Here is a 17,169-nt window from a genome sequence, read left to right on the forward strand (position 1 = left end):
ATATAATTTAAAATCAATGAAATACATATTAATTGATCCGAATCATAAATTGAATATTAACTCATAATTCCATGCGTAGAAAATTTTCTAATTTCAAAAATTAAAGCTGCCTTGAGTATATTTATATTAATCAAGGTGTTTAAAGCAAGACTAGTCAATGCTAAAATAGGCTTTATTTTGTTATCTTTACGCAAGCCTAAACAATGGTTTGATTTAATAATCATGACGCTTTTTCTTTTGAGCGGTAACGAATGCAGACACGCGAAGAAGAATATTAACGATCTTTCTATTATCATTAATTATGAAAGGCTTTGAGCCAGACATTTATATACATTGCATATGGGCAGAAAATCGCAGGCCTTAAACTCTAACAACCCTAATTAATGCAAATAAGATTAAAAAGGTTTTTGTATATTCCCTGAAATTCGAACTGAAGATTACAAAAAATTAATTGAAAGGCAACATATTTATTACAACTTAATCGAAGGCGAATATGCCAAAAAAATCATGTAATAAAGTTAAATGAATAAATTAAGGTTTTCACATGTTAGAAGTAAGAAGCATCGGTATGGATTTTGGAAAAAAATCCCTATTCCAAAATGTTGATTTAATTTTATTACCAACCAAGCGATATGGCATAGTTGGTGCAAATGGAACAGGCAAATCCACGTTTTTAAAGATTTTAGCAGGTGAAGAATCCCCAACCAATGGTACTATTGAAAAGGCAAAGAGTCTTAAAGTTGGAATATTAAAACAAGATCACTTTCGATATGAAGACGATTCGCTTCTAGATGTAGTAATTCAAGGAAATGCAAACCTATGGAATGCACTCTCTGAAAAAAATAAAATCTATGCAAGTGAGCACTTTACTGAAGAAGATGGCTATCGTGTAGGTGAACTTGAAGAACTTATTATGCAACAAGGTGGCTATGAGGCAGAATCCACCGCAAAAGCTTTATTACTGGGTTTAGGCATCGCTGAAAAATTCCATAAGGGCCCCCTAAGCGCCTTATCTGGCGGTTATAAGCTTCGTGTTTTGCTGGCGCAAGTTTTATATCAAAATCCAGAAATCATGTTGCTTGATGAACCCACCAATCACTTAGATATTTTATCGATAACCTGGCTTGAGCAATTCTTAAAAACGTCGTTTACAGGACTGCTCATTTTCATTTCACATGATCGCGGTTTCCTGAACAACGTGTCGACTAATATTTTAGATATTGATTACGATACTATTCAAAATTACTCAGGAGATTATGATCAATTTATTGTCGCCAAAAAAGAACGTCTTATTCTGAAACAAAGTGAATTAAAAAACCAACAAAGGAAAATTGATGAAATGCAAACCTTTGTAGATCGATTTGGCGCGAAGGCAAGTAAGGCTGCTCAAGCAGCTTCTCGCCAAAAAATGATAGACCGCATTGAATTAGTTGAAATAAAAGACTCTAATATTTTTAAACCGTATTTTAATTTTCAGCAAAAAAAATCCGCTGGTAAATCGATTATTAAGGTTGAGAATATTCATAAGCAATTCCATGAAAAAATTGTTTTAAAAGAGGTTGAGTTTAGTATTAACCGTGGCGACAAATGCGCTATTATTGGTCCCAACGGCATTGGTAAATCAACATTATTAAAAGTTTTATTACATGAAACTCAACCAGATAAGGGCTGTTTTGAATGGAGCGAGAGCGTTAATATCGGGTATTTTTCGCAAGATTACCACCTGCAGTTGGATCCGAGGCAAACTGTATTGCAGTGGATGGAGGATCAAGTTGTCGCTACATCTCAAGAAATTAGAAAAGTACTAGGTCAAGTTTTATTTCGCGGCTCAGACGTTGATAAGAAGATTGGCTTACTAAGCGGAGGTGAATCAGCAAGATTAGTGATGGCCAAACTAATTTTAGAAAAACATAACGTTCTAATTCTTGATGAGCCAACTAACCATCTTGATCTTGAATCCATTGATGCCTTAGTAGAGTCTATCCAAATTTTTCCAGGAACTGTTTTATTCGTAAGCCATAATCGCCATTTTATTGATAGCATCTCAACTCGTATTTTAGTCTTAACTGAGCGATACGGTGCTCAAAATTACCTAGGAAATTATAACGATTACCTTGATCAGTTTGGCACAGACTATCTCGCAACTGCTTAAATTGTGCTTTATTTATATCGATTTAAATTTTTTAAGGGGATTTATATTTAGGAAAGTGCAGCTACGTTAACGAGTAGAATTCGCGCCCCGGCTAATAAATCAAGTCTGATAGCTTAGATAACCGGTATTGATTATTTTTCATCTTTATTGACCTGCCAATCACAAATACGCAATTGGTCTGCGCTAACGTACAACAAATACGAAAGCAATGATTAGGGAGTGAAGAATTAAGTAAGTTTAGATAAGTAGAAGCAAAGCGAGCACACCTTTCGCATGGTAAACCTATGCCCTTTTATTCCTTTACCCATAAGCACTTCTTAAATTTTTAATTAATAATTTGGCCTAAAAGTGCGGTGAATACCTGGTGAAGTAGCATGGTGAAATAAAAAATCGGCTACTCCCTACCCTGTATGGCTTCTAGCGCATCGCTTTTTTATCTTCACCAGACACTTCATCAAGGCTTCACCACAAAAATGACGTGTTATGACTAGTTTTCATAAGAACTATGTTTAATCTCACGGTATTTGTTAGCTACTGTAAGTTGTAATTTTTCTAAATCGTCTCGATTTAACTTTAACAATTCAATGGATATATTTTTAATTAATGCATTCATTTGAATAATAAGTTGATGGCAATATTTTCAATGGCCTTCGTTTCTTTAGAATGCCCTTCTTCACTAAAAAAATGATAAAGTCCAACTTGAATTAATTGATTGATAGTATTTGACAGGGAATCATTATTTTTAATTGCCGGTGCTGATAGACGACTATGTACCTTATCAGGCAATGAAATTGTTAAACGCGCCATTAAAAAACTCCTACTTTATAGTTCTAGTTCTTTAATAAAATCCTTGTTTACCTCACTTGCACCTCTTTTAATTAAAAGCGAATCATGACTCCTTTCTGAACGCTTGCAATCGGATAATTTTAACGATTCTAGTTCAATTTTCTTATTAATAACGGCTTGCAGAGAATGCTCATTCTTGCCATGAAACCGTTGCTCATGGTGCATTAATTGCGTGCTAGCGGTCATATTAAGGGCTGCTGATTTTTCAGCAATATTTTGTTTATCGCGCTAATGAGTTTTTCTTTGTAGTTGGTAAGCAAATTGTAATGAAGAAGAATTAATACCTGTAGGTTTTGGCATTTACTTGATAGAGCTAATAAACCTTTTGTTAAACTTGAAGTTATTAATGATAAGAGAAATAATCTCTCTTGCTCTTCAGCGTTTAAGATTTAGAACGCATATTAATTGACAAGTATTATCTCCTATCTCATATTTAATTTAAATTTAGGAATTAAAGTTATTTTTTTATAGTGTTTTTGCTCCTCGCCTATTCTTTTTGAAAGAAATAGATCAGATAGTTTGTGAAGACAGAGTTTACTTTTTCATTCTATTAGGCAATAAGACTTAACTTTCTCGTATTTTACGAGCCTGCTCTATGATTCGGCTTGATAGAGTAAATTTCCACTTAGAATGTCTTCCTTTAGTAGCCCTAAAATCATCGAATACCTTTTTCTCTTTTAAACGAACACAAGTAGTTTTTATAGAGCCCATTGTAACTCCGACTATTTCACTGAATTCTCTTTTTTCAATGAAACCAGTAGAATCTGAGTTCGTAATTAGACAGCGTCTTAATATTTCATCAACAATTAATTTAGAGTTTCCGACCAAATCAATATAGTTAAATACAGGCTTTAATTTTCTCCCTACTCTGAAATTTTCATTATTAATGGGATGAATTATTTTTTGATCTAAGGATAATTTCTTAGATCTTTTTGGTTTTTCAATATTACGCGAGGAGTTTTTTTTCTTTTTCTCACTTACAGTAGTAACTTTATTAACCTTTTCAATGTGATAAGGTCTAGGTGAATTTTTATCTCGTGTATATTCTTCAATAGATAAAGTAGAGGCTTTAAGCCTAGTAGGTTCTAAGCCTTTCTCGCGCTGCTTTTTTAATATATCCTCTATCTTCATTCCCATGGGTTCCTAGTATATTATTAAACAGCAGCAGCTTCTTTCTTCGATACTTCATTTTTTTTAGTTTTAGTCTCTAACCACGAACTAATTCCGGTAATTTCTGAGATTAAACTCCAACAATCTTCTTTTGCAGTAGAATTTTTTAGATCAAATATATATTCACCATCAGCCTTAGTATTTTTAAAAGCGGTATTAGTTCTAACTACTATAGGTAATAAATTCTCTCTGAGTTCGTCCCTATTAGCTACTTCTCCCATAATAGTTAAGCTTAATTTCTCCCGCGCATCATATTTATTAAAAATAATTTTATAATCTATTTCTATATTAAAATCTTTGAAAGACTCTTGAATTTGAATAATCTCTGATACAGACATTATTACCCCATCAAAAGAATCAATATCTGCATTTAAAGGGATTAGATTGGTAGTTGCATAGCATGCTGCACAAGAAGTTATCTTATTTATTGAAGGTGGACAATCTAAAATTATAAGATCGTAATTTTTTTCTAGTTCTGAAAATAAATTTTTAAAATATCCAGCAGCATTGATTGTTTGCGAGCCAAGAACCTGTTCTACTTGTGAATTATCTAAAGAAGAGGGTAATAAATGAAGATAAGGGGTAACCTCTTTAATAATCTCACGTAGCTTTTTTTGTTTATTTAACACGTGCACTATAACAGGTTGTCCATGTTTCTTCATATTAAATGATTGAGTTAAATTTGCCTGCATGTCTAAATCTACAGCTAAAACACGAAAGCCCAATCTGCTAGCGCCTTCAGCTATTGCTGTAGCTAGTGAGGTTTTTCCAATTCCGCCCTTCATTCCAAAAATATTTATTATTGTTGGCCGTTTATTAGGTTTAAAATTAAATCCCCTTAATTCTAAAATTTCTCTAGCTGTTGACGCAGGTAAAACTTTTCTATTTGCTATAGGAATAACTTCTAAATCATTATCTTTAATTAATTTATAGATTAGATGTGGTGAAACATTAATTATTGCAGAAAAATCCCTAGCGCTTATTGTTTTCATTATTATTCTCAGAATTATTCTTAATATTAAAATTAAACCCCAACCCGCCCTTTGTCAACGAAAAAAGGTTAATTTAATAAAAAACGTTAAATTATTTAATTTATGTACTGTAAAAGAAAATTTCAAAGTTTAATAAAATTTAAAAAAATTAAATTTTTTTTCATAAAATAATGTGTCTCTTATTTTTGTAAATATTAATAAATTAATGTGTCTCTTATTATATAGCTGGTATTTCATTAATGTGTCTCTTATATTTTACTTAGAAGACTTATTAATGTGTCTCTTATATTACCTTATCCATAATATTAGTGTGTCTCTTTATAATAAAAAATTATTTAGTTAATACCTGCTTAACAGTTTAAGATAATTACAATTAGTGTGTCTCTTATCTAAACTTAAAAAATTATTTATTGTGTCTCTTATCTAAATTTATTATTTAGTACTTACTGTGTCTCTTTATTTAATTTAAATTCAATAATTACCGTGTCTCTTATTTTATTCCTGAATACTATAAAATTGTGTCCCTTATATTTTTAATAACAATTAAACTACTGTGTCCCTTATAAATATTTATATTATAATTACTGTGTCTCTTATTAAATTTTTATTTTAGTAATATAAAGGACTTTATAAGATAATTTAAAAATTAATAATCAAGGACTTAATTAACTTTTACAATGCATTATTTGTTTTATTTTAAAACTAGATAAATTAAATATCATAATTGTTACAATAATTACTGTGTCTTTGATAAATAATTTATAAAACTAATTACTGTGTCTCTGATAAATAATTTACGAAAACAATTAGTGTGTCTCTTATTCTTTATTAATAAATAATTATTATTGTGTCTCTTATTGTAAGGCATATTTAGTTTAAAAATGTGTCTCTTATCAAAAATATTAATTAGAAATTAATGTGTCTCTTATAGATACTTTATAAAATAATAAATGTGTCTCTTATAAAGCAAGGGAGAAATAGCAAGTGTGTCTCTTATAAAAAACTTATAAAAAAATTACTGTGTCTCTTATGAAATCGACTAGAGTTTAATAACTGTGTCTCTTATTTTATTAAAAAATAATAATTAATGTGTCTTTTATCGAAACGTCTGTAAATGAATTTTTGTGTCTCCTTTTATAAAAAAACCATTAATATCAATAAGATTAAAGGTTTGACAAATCAAAATTAGGCTATATTATCTACATTAAATAGTAATTTAATTACAGGCTTTCGGAAAAAATTTTTACTGAGAATAACTGACTTAGTATAAGAGGCGATTGATATGAAAAGATAACAGGATAAAGAAAAAACAGAGTTCTGAAGAGTTGGCAGACCCTTCAGAACTTTAATATCTAAGCTCGGAACGCAAGCTAAGTTAAATTAAAAACTAAATAAGTTTTTATTTAATTTTTAAACAATCATTTTTTATTTTAGCTACGTTCCCAAAAAAAAACAACAAAGATAAGGAAATTATCTATGGGGAACGTTTGTGCAATTTTCCATGAAAGGTTCGATTTGCTGCGGGCTTTAACCAGCTGTCCTAAAAAAGCTTATTTGCTCGACCAATTTATTTTCTGGTGGCAAAACTCCAAATTTAGGTTAAAGGACTCGGATGCTATTTGGTTTATGCGGCCTTATGAAGACATAGCCTTAGCAGTAGGGATTGGCTTAAGCACGTTAAAAAAATACATCAAAGAGTTTGTTGATTTAGGGCTCATTGAACGACGCAGCACCTTTTGTGCTAAAAATAAAAATAACAACCCTAACGAGTTTGAGGTTAAGAAAAGAACCTACATTCGCATTACCGATAAACTGCTTGGGCTAATCAAACAAAATTCAAACGTCAAAGGATTAACAAGTCAGCCTGCACAAGAGGGCAATCAGTTAGCACCAAGCTCACAATTAAAACAAATCGAGACGATCGAAAAGTCAAAATCGATACCTTCCATATATAAAGATAGAAATTATAATACTTTTACTAATACTATTAGTGAAGCAAATAATGTTAATTTTGGTAAAGAAAGCCATATTAAAAGCCCTAATCAAGTTTTTACAAACGATTTTAAATGTGAAAAAGAATTAGAAGCCATCATTACTAGAGAGGCTACAAATCAAATTAAAGGCATGCTGTTTAATATTCAACACCAACACCACCTTTTAATCTCAGATCCCGAGCAGCTCTTTGCAGAAATCGTTTTTGCCGTAACTGATTCTCATCAATTTAAGCATTGTGAAAGTTTTAAGCATAAGCTAAATGCCATCTCGCTTACTCTGCGCAGTAAGCGATGGTCCACACCGAAAGGGTTTTACAACCATTCTTGCCTCGGGCAACTTTTTAAAGAGAAAAAAGAGGTAAAAACACGTAAGAGGCAAGAAGAAAAACTAGAACGTGAACTGCTAGGGATTACCAATCCGCAAAAGATAGCTGAAATTAAAGCACGCCTTGCATGTAGCGAGGAACATGAAATGCGATTTAATGTGCCAGAACAGGCCATAACAGGGTGCTCAACGCCTATAGCCAATGAATTAGTCGATAAATTAAGACAAATAAATCATGAGATTCATTCCGAAGGCTGTTATCTGCAGATGATGGAAAAAGATTATCATGCCGGGTTGCCGCATGCCAGTAAAGCGCTGATAGATAATAGCGCAATTAAACTGGCTCGTCTTTATGAGGAGCAGGCGGAGATTGAAAAGAAATTAGCGACCCCTACTCAAGACATAAATTTATGTGCTTAGCGCGACCCCAAGGTTATGCACAATTTCTGTGGATAAGGTTGTGTAGTATTTCTAAAGGTGTAGGTAGACACTTTGTTAATGAAAGGTTAATGCCTTACGTTAGATAATAACTAAGCTGCTTATAAAGCAGGCATGACTTTTAGCACATTAACTAATTTGCTACTATTTATTAATTCAGGATGAGCAATTTATAAATGAGCCAAAAATTGCTAGCTAACTAGCTTAAGCACTTTATTAGAGCGAATCTCAATAAATTGAGTTTGCGGATAGGTATTTTTTAAGCAATGTAAAATCGCATCAACGCGTCGTCCAAAACCTCACATGTACTTTAAAAGCGACCAGCTTACTTTTTCAGGGCAGTTATTGGCGCGATCAGCAATGCGTTTATCTTTAAAAAGAAGTCTTTCAAAGACCCGCCAATCAATAACAACAATAGCGAGGATAGTTAAAATAAATACAAATATTTGCTCGTTCAAAGACCCGCCAATCAATAACAACAATAGCGAGGATAGTTAAAATAAATACAAATATTTGCTCGTTGATAGCACATTTTAAAGAATTTAGTTGAGTTGCCATCAATAATCCATTGTTACTGATTAACAAGCGCCTGTTGAATAGTCAGAAATTCTTGATAATCACGCTCTACCCAGTAATCTGTAAAAAAACACTTGGCCAAATGATAAAGGGGAAGTTTCGTCTGTCGATGCAGTTCATAAGCAAAGGTAGATTTGTCAATCCCACGGCATCCCATAATCATAATACGGTGGGTCATAAATTTTTTTTAAAAGATTAATGCTTAATTTTAACTTATCTAAAAACAGCCATAAACTCATGTTACAACAACGACTTTAAAGTAATGAGTAGGAAAAATAAGATGAACGGCCGATTAATTTAGACATGGCTTTAATATATACCGCTTACTCAATAAGGATTGGCGACCGCAATGAAAGCCCACAAGTATAATGGCCCTAACACACTCTAAAGCGTATAAATCCATTTCTCTGTGTAAAAAACCAAATCGTTATTGAACGTTATTAGTAACTGATTTTATGTCACATAAAAAAATAAAATAAATAGTTACCTGATGCTAATTAAATAGCCAGTCGTTTAAGATTATTTGAATTTTTTAAAGGTATTTAAAGAGCTAATTCTTCATATCTTGAGGGATATTAACAGGGCTGTTAATATCCAACTAAATTTTCGCTACTTATAAAGTTAAGGAATGAGTTGTGCCTGTGCCTAAAAAAAATTTGACTTTCTTTTCATCGGAACCTCCAGTAGCTAACTCAGCGCCTAAAGACTTAAAAGTAAAATTTAAAGATAGAGATGGAGTCGAAAAAGCTGGATTATATAAATCCAGCGCTTACCAACGACTCATAGCTCAATATTCCATCTTAAGCTCCTATGTTCTTGGCAAAGAAGCGACAGAGCGCCTCGTTTATAACGAAGGGATGGAAATGATTGTACTTCATTCTGCTACTGATCCAGTTTCGCAAGAAGAGCAAGAGGCTTGCTCTTTGGGAGGACTGCGAAAATGAAAATCAATCTTTTAGGATCTGTTTTGGAAAGCTTAGAATTTTTTTGTAAACCTAACTGTAGGCTTTTATTAAAGGCATTAGATTGAAAGTGAATATATTAACATCATTAATAAGCAATTCAATTACAAGTACTATAATTTAAAACATAAAGAAGCATTAAATTGAGGTAGGCAAAAAATGTTTTATGCAATTATAAGAATTAGCCAAGTAATTGATATTAGTAAGTTAGAAGAACTAGTTGTTTCAAAAGCAATAAATCATTGTACAGGGATCACATTTGTAGACTCTTTAGAAGAGCTAAAGAAAGCAGCTTTGAAATTAATTCCTATAGCATCATCTACATTTGTTGCCTGTACTACTGAAACCAAAAAATCTCCTCTACATATTATTATGTATACAGATGCTAATAACTTGATACGAGATAGAGAGTTTGAATGGGTAGATTGTCCGGATAAATTAATTTTATCTATGGAAACTCAGGGTATAAAAGAGGAAATATACGCAAGGACCAATTGGGTTTTAAATAAAGGAGCATCTATATTTTTTGGTAAAAATTCTAAAGAGCATTCATCTTTAGCCTTTAATCAACTAGATTTATCAGAATGCATAGAAACAGATAAATTTTTTTGTTCAGGTGACATATTCTATCAAGATCTGAATTATTACCATCAGCCACGTGTTTTTGACTGCGCAGATACTTCCATGAAAATGTTAATAGATTATCACCTTTTAAAGTGCGACGAGCTAAATTACAACATTTGTGTTGAATTACGCAAGGAACTAAAATTCAATTATGATAATAGAAAAATTAAGTTATTTTCAGGGAAAAATTCTACAGATTTAACAAAATATAGTGATTTTTTAAAAGATATTAATTTAAAAAAAATTATTAAAGAGGTGCTGCCCGGCCATCTTGCTTATTATCTATATAACTTCGGTCCTTTAATTATTAGAACTGATGAAATCGGAGGGCATATGATGGTAGTTAAGGGAATAGTAAAGAATCAAGTTTTAATTGATGATCCCTGGGCTGGCTCGAATATCTTTGTTAAATTCAACGACTTTAATAACAAATGGGATGGTACAATTATTTATTTTTCAGCTGGATATAGCAAAAATATTGAAAAACGAAATGAGCAAAAAATTAGTCCTCTCCCATAGATAACTTTACTAAAGCTTATTAGAAAATTTACTCTAATAATAACTTAGCCAAATGATCCTTAGCTGTTTTGTGCTAGTGGCCACTAAAGGTGGGTGATTTTTAATATTTTAACAAGGAAATTTGAATCCTATAGGCTTAATAACTTTTAATCTGGTTCCGAAAATTATAGTTTCAGAGCCTTGGAAATCCAGGATGTGTTTAGCGGTTTAAAACATACTAATTCATTCTTTTAGTTATTTCTTAGAGATTTAAGAAATTGCACTGATGGACCACTACACTAAAAAAATAATTAAGTTTGGGAAATTATGCAAAATTAAAGAACGAAGGCTCTTTATAATAACTTCTCTCCTAAAGAAAATATAAGATTAAGGTTAAAATTAATTATCACAGTAAAATTTATATAGTACATAGGGTCATTTTTAATAATAAATATGAGCATTACTTGGCTTTGACCTGTAAAAGGGCTTATGAGGCAGCTAAACAAAAGAGGTAAGGCATTTAATGAGTTACCTAACATATTAAATGTTCATTTCCCAAAATAATATGTTAATGACATTTATTAACCTAATAAATTAAAATGTAAATAGATTAACTATTTGATATGTAAGTAACGATATAAAGTAAGCTTAGAAATATTAAGAACTTTGCAAATATCAGCAATTAATAAAGCTTTATCTTGATGAATGCGTTTGGCCGCTTGAATTTTGTCGACATCTACCTCGGGCGACCGCCTTTTCTGCTACGTGCACGCGCAGCTTGCACGCTTGCATGAGTTCGTTCTTGAATAAACCGCCTCTCAAACTGGGCCATGGATGAAAAAATATAAAGACCTAATTCACCAGAAGCAATAGTGATATTGATGCGTTATTACAAAGAAATTTAAATTCCACACCTTTTTCTAGTAACGTTTCAATAAGCGAAACTATCGAGCGGCCCAAGCAGTCAAGACGCCAGGCAACTAAGACATCTCAATCTGACAAATTTATAAACATTGGGTTAACACAGATCGATCAGTTTTAGAGGCTAAAACTTTATTTTTATAGATCTGGTTTTTCTGGTGGCTTGCTTTTAAGAGTAGCCACTTTTAAGTTTAAATTTTGTTCAATGGTACTAGCATGGGCATAGCCAATTAATCGCGATATCTATTTTATCAATAATTGTTATTTTTAATGAGTTTATAATAATTTGATTATTATATGAGTTTTGAGAAATTTAGCCTTGCTAGAAAGTGTTTCTGAGTAAGGATTTTGGTGAGGAAGAGTGGGGCATGTGAATAGTCTCAAGAAAGGGTCGTTTCTTGAGACGTTTTAATTAAATTTATGATAATAATCTCACTAGCCCTTCCTAAAAAGAACTTAATATTTAAGTTAACTAATTAGCGGTGAAGTAGTATAGAGTTTATCTTCACAATTTTCTTTTATGATTGGATTTGTATTGGCTAAAAATAGGTACCGATTATCAATATGGTTGGTTTTATTCTGATTAGTTGGCGGCTCTTTAGATTGCTGTGTAAGGTGTTTTTTTTCTTCTGTAATCCAACATTCAATTTGATCTTTTAGCATAGGAAGTGTCACTACACCATTTTTTAAAACTTGATTATGAAATTCTCGGATATTAAAAGCTTCTTTAAGCTGCTCTTTTGCTAAATCCCTTAACTTTTCAATCTCAAATTTACCTAACATATAGGAGGTGGCCTGCCCAGGCAGCATAATATATCTATCTACTTCTGCTCCAATAAGCACATCAGAGAGTGTGGTATGCTGTTTAATGTATAAAATAGCTACTTCCCTAGTCCAATGCATTACATGAATACCAGTATCAACTACCAAACGTGCTGCACGTAGTGCTTCGTTAGCTAATAAACCCAAACGAGAAATATCATCAATAAATAGACCCATTTCATCTGCCAATCGCTCTACATAAAGTGCCCAGCCTTCACCATACCCGCTGTTCCATAAATATTGATTTAATTCAGGCATTCTTTTATCTTCGACTTGCAAGGCCATTTGAAAATGATGGCCCGGAATTAACTCATGAAATAGCGTAGATTCTTGGTCAATTCGATTTATTTTATTAGGCTCGTAAGTATTAATATAAAAAACGCCTGGCTCTTTACCATCTTTACTTGGTGGCCTATACTCGCCTGGGGCGCCAGTTTGTGCCTTATAAAGTGGGTAAGGGCGAATGACACCTTCGGATTTAGGCATCATATCAAACCAAGCAGATACCTTCTCCTTGACTCTATTAAGCGCTGACAGGTTGTAATCTAATATCTCTTGCTCAGTGGAAAAGGTATTTTTAGGGTCATTTATGACTGCTTGAAAAATTTCAAACATAGTACCGTATTTACCAATTCTAGAACCAATATCTTTCGCTTCTTTTTCTAACTTCTCCATATAATTTAAGCCCAGCTCATGTATTTGTTGAAAGCTAATATCTAGCGTAGCTTCCTGCTTGACCTTTACTTGGTAGGCTTTTTCTCCTGGAGGTAGAGCAGAAATACCAATTTCAGTTCTGGCAATGGGCAAATATTCATTTCGTAGAAAGTTATTAAATTGTTGTAAGGCAGGGTTAATTACCAAGTAAATTAGCCCCTTTATTTTTCTTTTAAACGCCTCATTATTACTGCGATCAGCCATAGAATAAAAAGGAGATTTTTCAATTTCTTCAGTAATAATAAGCTTAACTTGATTTATTACTCTTTTAACGGCTGGCTTAGGTGCAGTAAAACCTTGCCTAACACCTTCCTGTAAGTTAGCAATTTGAGTCTTGACAACTTCTGAGAAATTACGCCAACGATTTAAAGCGTTAGTTTGGTGATCTTCTGTTTCGACTGGCTGAAGCTCTGCGACATCAGTCATAAGAACATGCCAACCATCTAGTGGATTTACGTCCCAAAGGTATGTCTTACAAATACGACTGTCTTTTTTTGCTGCTAAATTTTCTTTTAATAGAGAGTAGGTTACCTGTTCTTCATTATTTAATTGGTTAACATCTATTTGATTAAGAGCCAATAAAACACGCTCTTCTTCTTGTTCCCACTGCAAAATGCCGGTAAGTGAAAAATCACAAAAGCTATCAAGCACCGCATCAGCTCGATAGTTCAAAAGTGCTTGCTCAGGAAAATGCCTGAAATAATTTGCCTCATATTCTTTAATAAGTGTAGAAAATAATGTCATTAGTTTTTCCTTTGAGCAATTACCACAGCTACTTAGCTTATATATACCTATTCCGATATTTTGACCTTGCAAGTACCAATAGGTGGTTTTAGTAATCACTGATTAGTTTTTTATTATTCCCGATAAATTAAACAGAAGTTCAAATTAGCCAGGCTTAATGGGATAAAAATCCACTAATTTCAAATCAAATTTATATTCGCTTCAACAGTGTGAGTTAATTCATTACATTGAGTTATCTGAAAGACAAATTGAAAATTATTCTCTTTTAGTGAATCATAATTTAATACTTTTTTAATCATTTTTAATAAAATCTTTTTATTCGGCTTTTTACATTAAGTCGTACTTTTTGCAATTTTTTTCCATTCTTTAAGCGCCAAAGAATGTAGCTCATCAATATCAATTTTTACAGACTTAAAAGTAGAAGGCAAATGATGCTCAACTATTTTAGTCAATTCAATATCATCAAGTAATTCTATCATGCGCTCATAAATTTCTATGGGTATTAGATAAGCAGCTGCTGTATTGTGATTCAATATTGCTATGGGTTGTCCATGTGAGCCGTTGATAACTTTAGTTGGATTTTTCTTAAATTCACTAATACTTGTAACCTGCGTAGCATACAAAATTTGCATGATTTGTACTAAATAAAGCGCTTTTTTATGAACCAATTATAGTGCTTTATTTACAGAGTTGATAATAATATCTGATTTAGGCAAAAATATACTTTAGGGAGCGACTGAGGCATTAGAATATGCTAAAGGCAATTAATCTAAAGCCAGAGCCCATTCTTTAAAAATTCCTAACGGAGTCAATGTGGTTTTAATTAGAGATAATTTGCATATGACCCGGCAAGAATTTGCAGATACATTTGATTTTAGTATACGTACATTGGAGAAATGGGAACGCAGGGAGCGTCATCCTGAAGGTCCAGCTCGCGCCTACTTAACAGTAATTACTAAAGACCCTGCTGCTTATTGAAAGCGCTTAATAACTAACTTAATTGATTTTGCTAACATGTGTTTTGGGGACTCTACACTGCTTTTCCAAAATACTGATATCAAGTAGCTAATGCTGCTGATACATGCTCCAGATCTTTATTTATTGCGTAGAATTGCTTTGGCAGGACCTGTTGGCTCTCTTTTTCAACTCCTGAATTGAACTCAATCTTCCAAACCAAGGCGACGCTCTATTTCTTCCATTGTTAATCTTGGATTTTTTTCTTCAAGGCGTGTTAGTCAGTTTAATGAGATTATGATGTAAACACCAGGAGACTTTTAATGTATTTGGTGAGGCTGTTCGCTTACAAGAGCACCAATTAGCCCACACCCCAGACCAATCGTCTTTATCTTTTCTTTCATGATGAAAACCGGTTTAAGTACAAGCTTAAAGAGAGACAAACCATACAAGCGCCCGATGATAAGCTTTTTTATTATTTGAAACCGGGTGGAGAATTCCAATTTAATAAATATAATTTATTGATTGATTATATTTAATTCAATATGTTATTATATTGCACAGTATATTAAATTGAGTGCTTAAAATGCAAGAAAATTTCTCGAAATTAGAATTAATAAGCTTTTGTAAGATTCATAAAGCTATTAGAGAAACTAATTCTATAAAAAATGCCGCGTTAAAATTAAACGTAGACCCGAATATTTTATCAGATTACATAAGAGAAATTGCTAAAAAAAATTTTGGCTTAGCCTATCAAAAATTACGAACTTTCAAAGAGCAGGAGCTAGAGCACTACCTGGGCCCTATATATAGAAAATGTTGGATAATACATGAAAATGGAATAAATTATGAAAATGAGCCTTTATATTCAACGACTCAGCCATTATCAGTTTTAACCCAAAATTATACTGATGTGGTTGATATATTAGACCATTTCATAGATACCTATACTTCAGCATCAGTAATAGGTAATAGTCATGAGGATAAAGGTAACAATGAGTCCACAAAGCTTCCGCAAGAATATCCTTTTAACGAGATTCATAAAGCTATTAAGAATACTCCTTCTGTATCAAAAGCGGCATTAAAATTAAATGTAGCCTATAGCACCTTATCAGACTATCTAAAAAAAATTGCTAAAATAAATCCTGATTTAACTCATAAAAACTTACAAACATATAAAGAGAATGAATTAGTACACAACCTTGGTTTTAAGTATAGACAATGCTGGATAATACATAAAAACGCTATAACTTATGCAAATACCGAGCTACAAATAACGCATCAGTCATCATCTACCGTAGCCTATAATCATACTGATGTAGATGGTACTTTAGACCAACTTATGGCCACCTATACAGTTGATAATAGTAATAACAAACCTAGAAAATATCCGCGCGAGTGTGCCTTTAATGAGATTCATAAAGCTATTATAAAGTCTAGTTCTTTAGACCAGGCTGCCTTAGACTTAAATGTAGCCTACAGCACCTTAGCAGATTATCTAAAAAAAATTGCCAAAATAAATCCTGACTTAACTTACAAAAACTTAAAAAAATATGAAGAGTATGAGTTAGAAAATCAACTTGGTCCTAAATATAGGCAGTGTTGGATAATACATCGCAACACTATTACTTATAAAAATCCGGACTTGCATACAACAACTCTACCATCTGCAATTTTAAATGAGGATCACATTGATGTGAATGACACATTAGATCAATTCCTAAATGACTATGCTTTGCCATTTACAAGTACTGATGAAAGTCTTAAAGATACTGTTGTACAAACGGATAATCTTGTAAACGTAGTAGAGAACTTATCTGAACTAATGAATATATACGAGTTATTACCACCTATCGTGGACGATAATGAAGAACTCGATTCTTTACTAGAGGGACTGCAAAATTTCGAAGAAGACTCTGTGTCATCTTTATCGCATTCCGTAACCACTAGCTACGCAAATAACCAAACAAATAAAAGATTAATAGAGCAGGGGATGACTAATCATATCGACTCTAACTTACTTCAAGAAGTTGCAGTATGCCCAACTTCTCTACCTGATCAACGCATCCCTGATAGCGCTGACGAGCATCCCGAAAAAAGAGTTAGGCTTTCAGTATTAGCAACTCATAGTTTATTTAATAATTCTCAATTATCGTCAGATGAAAAAAAGAATTCTAATTGCAAACAGATAGAAAAAGCTTCTAGAAGTAATAATCATTCATAAGACCATAATTTAATAGTGATATAAGCAGTTTCCATGGACTGAAGAATTAATAAGCCGTTTGAGCTTGCTATGGCGAGTTTCTAAGCGGTTATTACGCTTTAATTTGCTGGTGCTTAACTCGCTTAGATAGATTCCTTCCTGTTTCAATTCTTTTAGGTAATTTTACTATGCAATTTACTTAAAATAAGTAACAGGAAATTGATATCTTAATAG

At 32.5% G+C, this 17,169-nt stretch carries 15 protein-coding genes and 1 pseudogene; 6 read left to right on the forward strand and 10 right to left on the reverse strand.

Features of this window, described 5'->3' with window-relative positions; genetic code table 11:
* The first annotated feature begins 544 nt into the window (after positions 1–544).
* Positions 545–2,152, forward strand: coding sequence for an ABC-F family ATP-binding cassette domain-containing protein (locus DYE47_RS14680; RefSeq protein ID WP_115304195.1), 1,608 nt, complete (start codon positions 545–547; stop codon positions 2,150–2,152).
* A 609-nt stretch (positions 2,153–2,761) separates the two neighbouring features.
* On the opposite strand, the gene DYE47_RS16430 is transcribed toward DYE47_RS14680, so the two are convergent.
* From DYE47_RS16430 to DYE47_RS14700, 4 genes are all read right to left on the reverse strand, one after another.
* Entirely contained in the window at positions 2,762–2,959 is a 198-nt protein-coding gene (locus DYE47_RS16430) for a hypothetical protein (RefSeq protein WP_115304196.1), read from the reverse strand.
* A 15-nt stretch (positions 2,960–2,974) separates the two neighbouring features.
* Positions 2,975–3,184 carry a hypothetical protein gene (locus DYE47_RS14690; RefSeq protein ID WP_115304197.1) on the reverse strand — a complete coding sequence of 70 codons (210 nt, stop codon included), beginning with the start codon at positions 3,182–3,184 and terminating at the stop codon, positions 2,975–2,977.
* A gap of 378 nt (positions 3,185–3,562) precedes the next feature.
* A complete protein-coding gene (locus DYE47_RS14695) occupies positions 3,563–4,135 on the reverse strand; it encodes a hypothetical protein (RefSeq protein WP_115304198.1) in 573 nt (190 codons plus the stop codon).
* A gap of 17 nt (positions 4,136–4,152) precedes the next feature.
* A complete protein-coding gene (locus DYE47_RS14700; RefSeq protein ID WP_115304199.1) occupies positions 4,153–5,160 on the reverse strand; it encodes a ParA family protein in 1,008 nt (335 codons plus the stop codon).
* 1,476 nt (positions 5,161–6,636) lie between these two features.
* On the opposite strand from DYE47_RS14700, the gene DYE47_RS14705 reads away from it, so the two are divergent.
* On the forward strand, positions 6,637–7,899 hold the full coding sequence (locus DYE47_RS14705; protein WP_115304200.1) for a hypothetical protein: 1,263 nt from the start codon (positions 6,637–6,639) through the stop codon (positions 7,897–7,899).
* A 317-nt stretch (positions 7,900–8,216) separates the two neighbouring features.
* Here the strand turns inward: DYE47_RS14705 and DYE47_RS16115 are convergent, their stop codons facing one another.
* Positions 8,217–8,375 (reverse strand): hypothetical protein, encoded by a 159-nt coding sequence (locus DYE47_RS16115; RefSeq protein WP_160149915.1) that lies wholly within the window; start codon positions 8,373–8,375, stop codon positions 8,217–8,219.
* Between the two features lie 113 nt (positions 8,376–8,488).
* On the reverse strand, positions 8,489–8,671 hold the full coding sequence (locus DYE47_RS14710) for a P-loop NTPase family protein (protein ID WP_115304201.1): 183 nt from the start codon (positions 8,669–8,671) through the stop codon (positions 8,489–8,491).
* A gap of 457 nt (positions 8,672–9,128) precedes the next feature.
* Here DYE47_RS14710 and DYE47_RS14715 point away from each other — a divergent pair, with 457 nt between their 5' ends.
* A complete protein-coding gene (locus DYE47_RS14715; protein ID WP_115304202.1) occupies positions 9,129–9,437 on the forward strand; it encodes a hypothetical protein in 309 nt (102 codons plus the stop codon).
* Positions 9,438–9,614: 177 nt separating this feature from the next.
* Entirely contained in the window at positions 9,615–10,598 is a 984-nt protein-coding gene (locus tag DYE47_RS14720; protein WP_115304203.1) for a cysteine peptidase family C39 domain-containing protein, read from the forward strand.
* A 593-nt stretch (positions 10,599–11,191) separates the two neighbouring features.
* Here the strand turns inward: DYE47_RS14720 and DYE47_RS16635 are convergent.
* The 4 genes and pseudogenes from DYE47_RS16635 to DYE47_RS14740 all read right to left on the reverse strand — a co-directional run.
* Positions 11,192–11,305 (reverse strand): annotated as a pseudogene (locus DYE47_RS16635) (helix-turn-helix domain-containing protein); the annotation flags it as partial.
* Between the two features lie 8 nt (positions 11,306–11,313).
* Positions 11,314–11,460, reverse strand: a complete 147-nt coding sequence (locus DYE47_RS16640; RefSeq protein ID WP_423202407.1) for a recombinase family protein — start codon at positions 11,458–11,460, stop codon at positions 11,314–11,316.
* Between the two features lie 506 nt (positions 11,461–11,966).
* Positions 11,967–13,778 (reverse strand): DUF885 domain-containing protein, encoded by a 1,812-nt coding sequence (locus DYE47_RS14735; RefSeq protein WP_115304205.1) that lies wholly within the window; start codon positions 13,776–13,778, stop codon positions 11,967–11,969.
* 332 nt (positions 13,779–14,110) lie between these two features.
* Positions 14,111–14,446: a type II toxin-antitoxin system Phd/YefM family antitoxin gene (locus DYE47_RS14740; protein ID WP_244924162.1), complete on the reverse strand. Its 336-nt coding sequence runs from the start codon at positions 14,444–14,446 to the stop codon at positions 14,111–14,113.
* Positions 14,447–14,591: 145 nt separating this feature from the next.
* Here DYE47_RS14740 and DYE47_RS16120 point away from each other — a divergent pair, with 145 nt between their 5' ends.
* The gene (locus DYE47_RS16120) at positions 14,592–14,756 is read left to right on the forward strand and encodes a helix-turn-helix domain-containing protein (RefSeq protein ID WP_160149916.1); all 165 of its coding nucleotides are present in this window, start codon (positions 14,592–14,594) and stop codon (positions 14,754–14,756) included.
* Between the two features lie 562 nt (positions 14,757–15,318).
* On the forward strand, positions 15,319–16,956 hold the full coding sequence (locus DYE47_RS14745) for a hypothetical protein (RefSeq protein ID WP_115304206.1): 1,638 nt from the start codon (positions 15,319–15,321) through the stop codon (positions 16,954–16,956).
* Positions 16,957–17,169 lie beyond the last annotated feature (213 nt).

This window comes from Legionella beliardensis, assembly GCF_900452395.1.
GTDB classification, from domain to species: Bacteria; Pseudomonadota; Gammaproteobacteria; order Legionellales; family Legionellaceae; genus Legionella_C; species Legionella_C beliardensis.

Excerpts from the sequence above, each read along its gene's own strand:
- DYE47_RS14680 (WP_115304195.1), top strand. The coding sequence starts at position 545 with ATGTTAGAAGTAAGAAGCATCGGTATGGATTTTGGAAAAAAATCCCTA.
- DYE47_RS16430 (WP_115304196.1), bottom strand. The coding sequence starts at position 2,959 with ATGGCGCGTTTAACAATTTCATTGCCTGATAAGGTACATAGTCGTCTA.
- DYE47_RS14690 (WP_115304197.1), bottom strand. The coding sequence starts at position 3,184 with ATGACCGCTAGCACGCAATTAATGCACCATGAGCAACGGTTTCATGGC.
- DYE47_RS14695 (WP_115304198.1), bottom strand. The coding sequence starts at position 4,135 with ATGGGAATGAAGATAGAGGATATATTAAAAAAGCAGCGCGAGAAAGGC.
- DYE47_RS14700 (WP_115304199.1), bottom strand. The coding sequence starts at position 5,160 with ATGAAAACAATAAGCGCTAGGGATTTTTCTGCAATAATTAATGTTTCA.
- DYE47_RS14705 (WP_115304200.1), top strand. The coding sequence starts at position 6,637 with ATGGGGAACGTTTGTGCAATTTTCCATGAAAGGTTCGATTTGCTGCGG.
- DYE47_RS14710 (WP_115304201.1), bottom strand. The coding sequence starts at position 8,671 with ATGACCCACCGTATTATGATTATGGGATGCCGTGGGATTGACAAATCT.
- DYE47_RS14720 (WP_115304203.1), top strand. The coding sequence starts at position 9,615 with ATGTTTTATGCAATTATAAGAATTAGCCAAGTAATTGATATTAGTAAG.
- DYE47_RS14735 (WP_115304205.1), bottom strand. The coding sequence starts at position 13,778 with ATGACATTATTTTCTACACTTATTAAAGAATATGAGGCAAATTATTTC.
- DYE47_RS14745 (WP_115304206.1), top strand. The coding sequence starts at position 15,319 with ATGCAAGAAAATTTCTCGAAATTAGAATTAATAAGCTTTTGTAAGATT.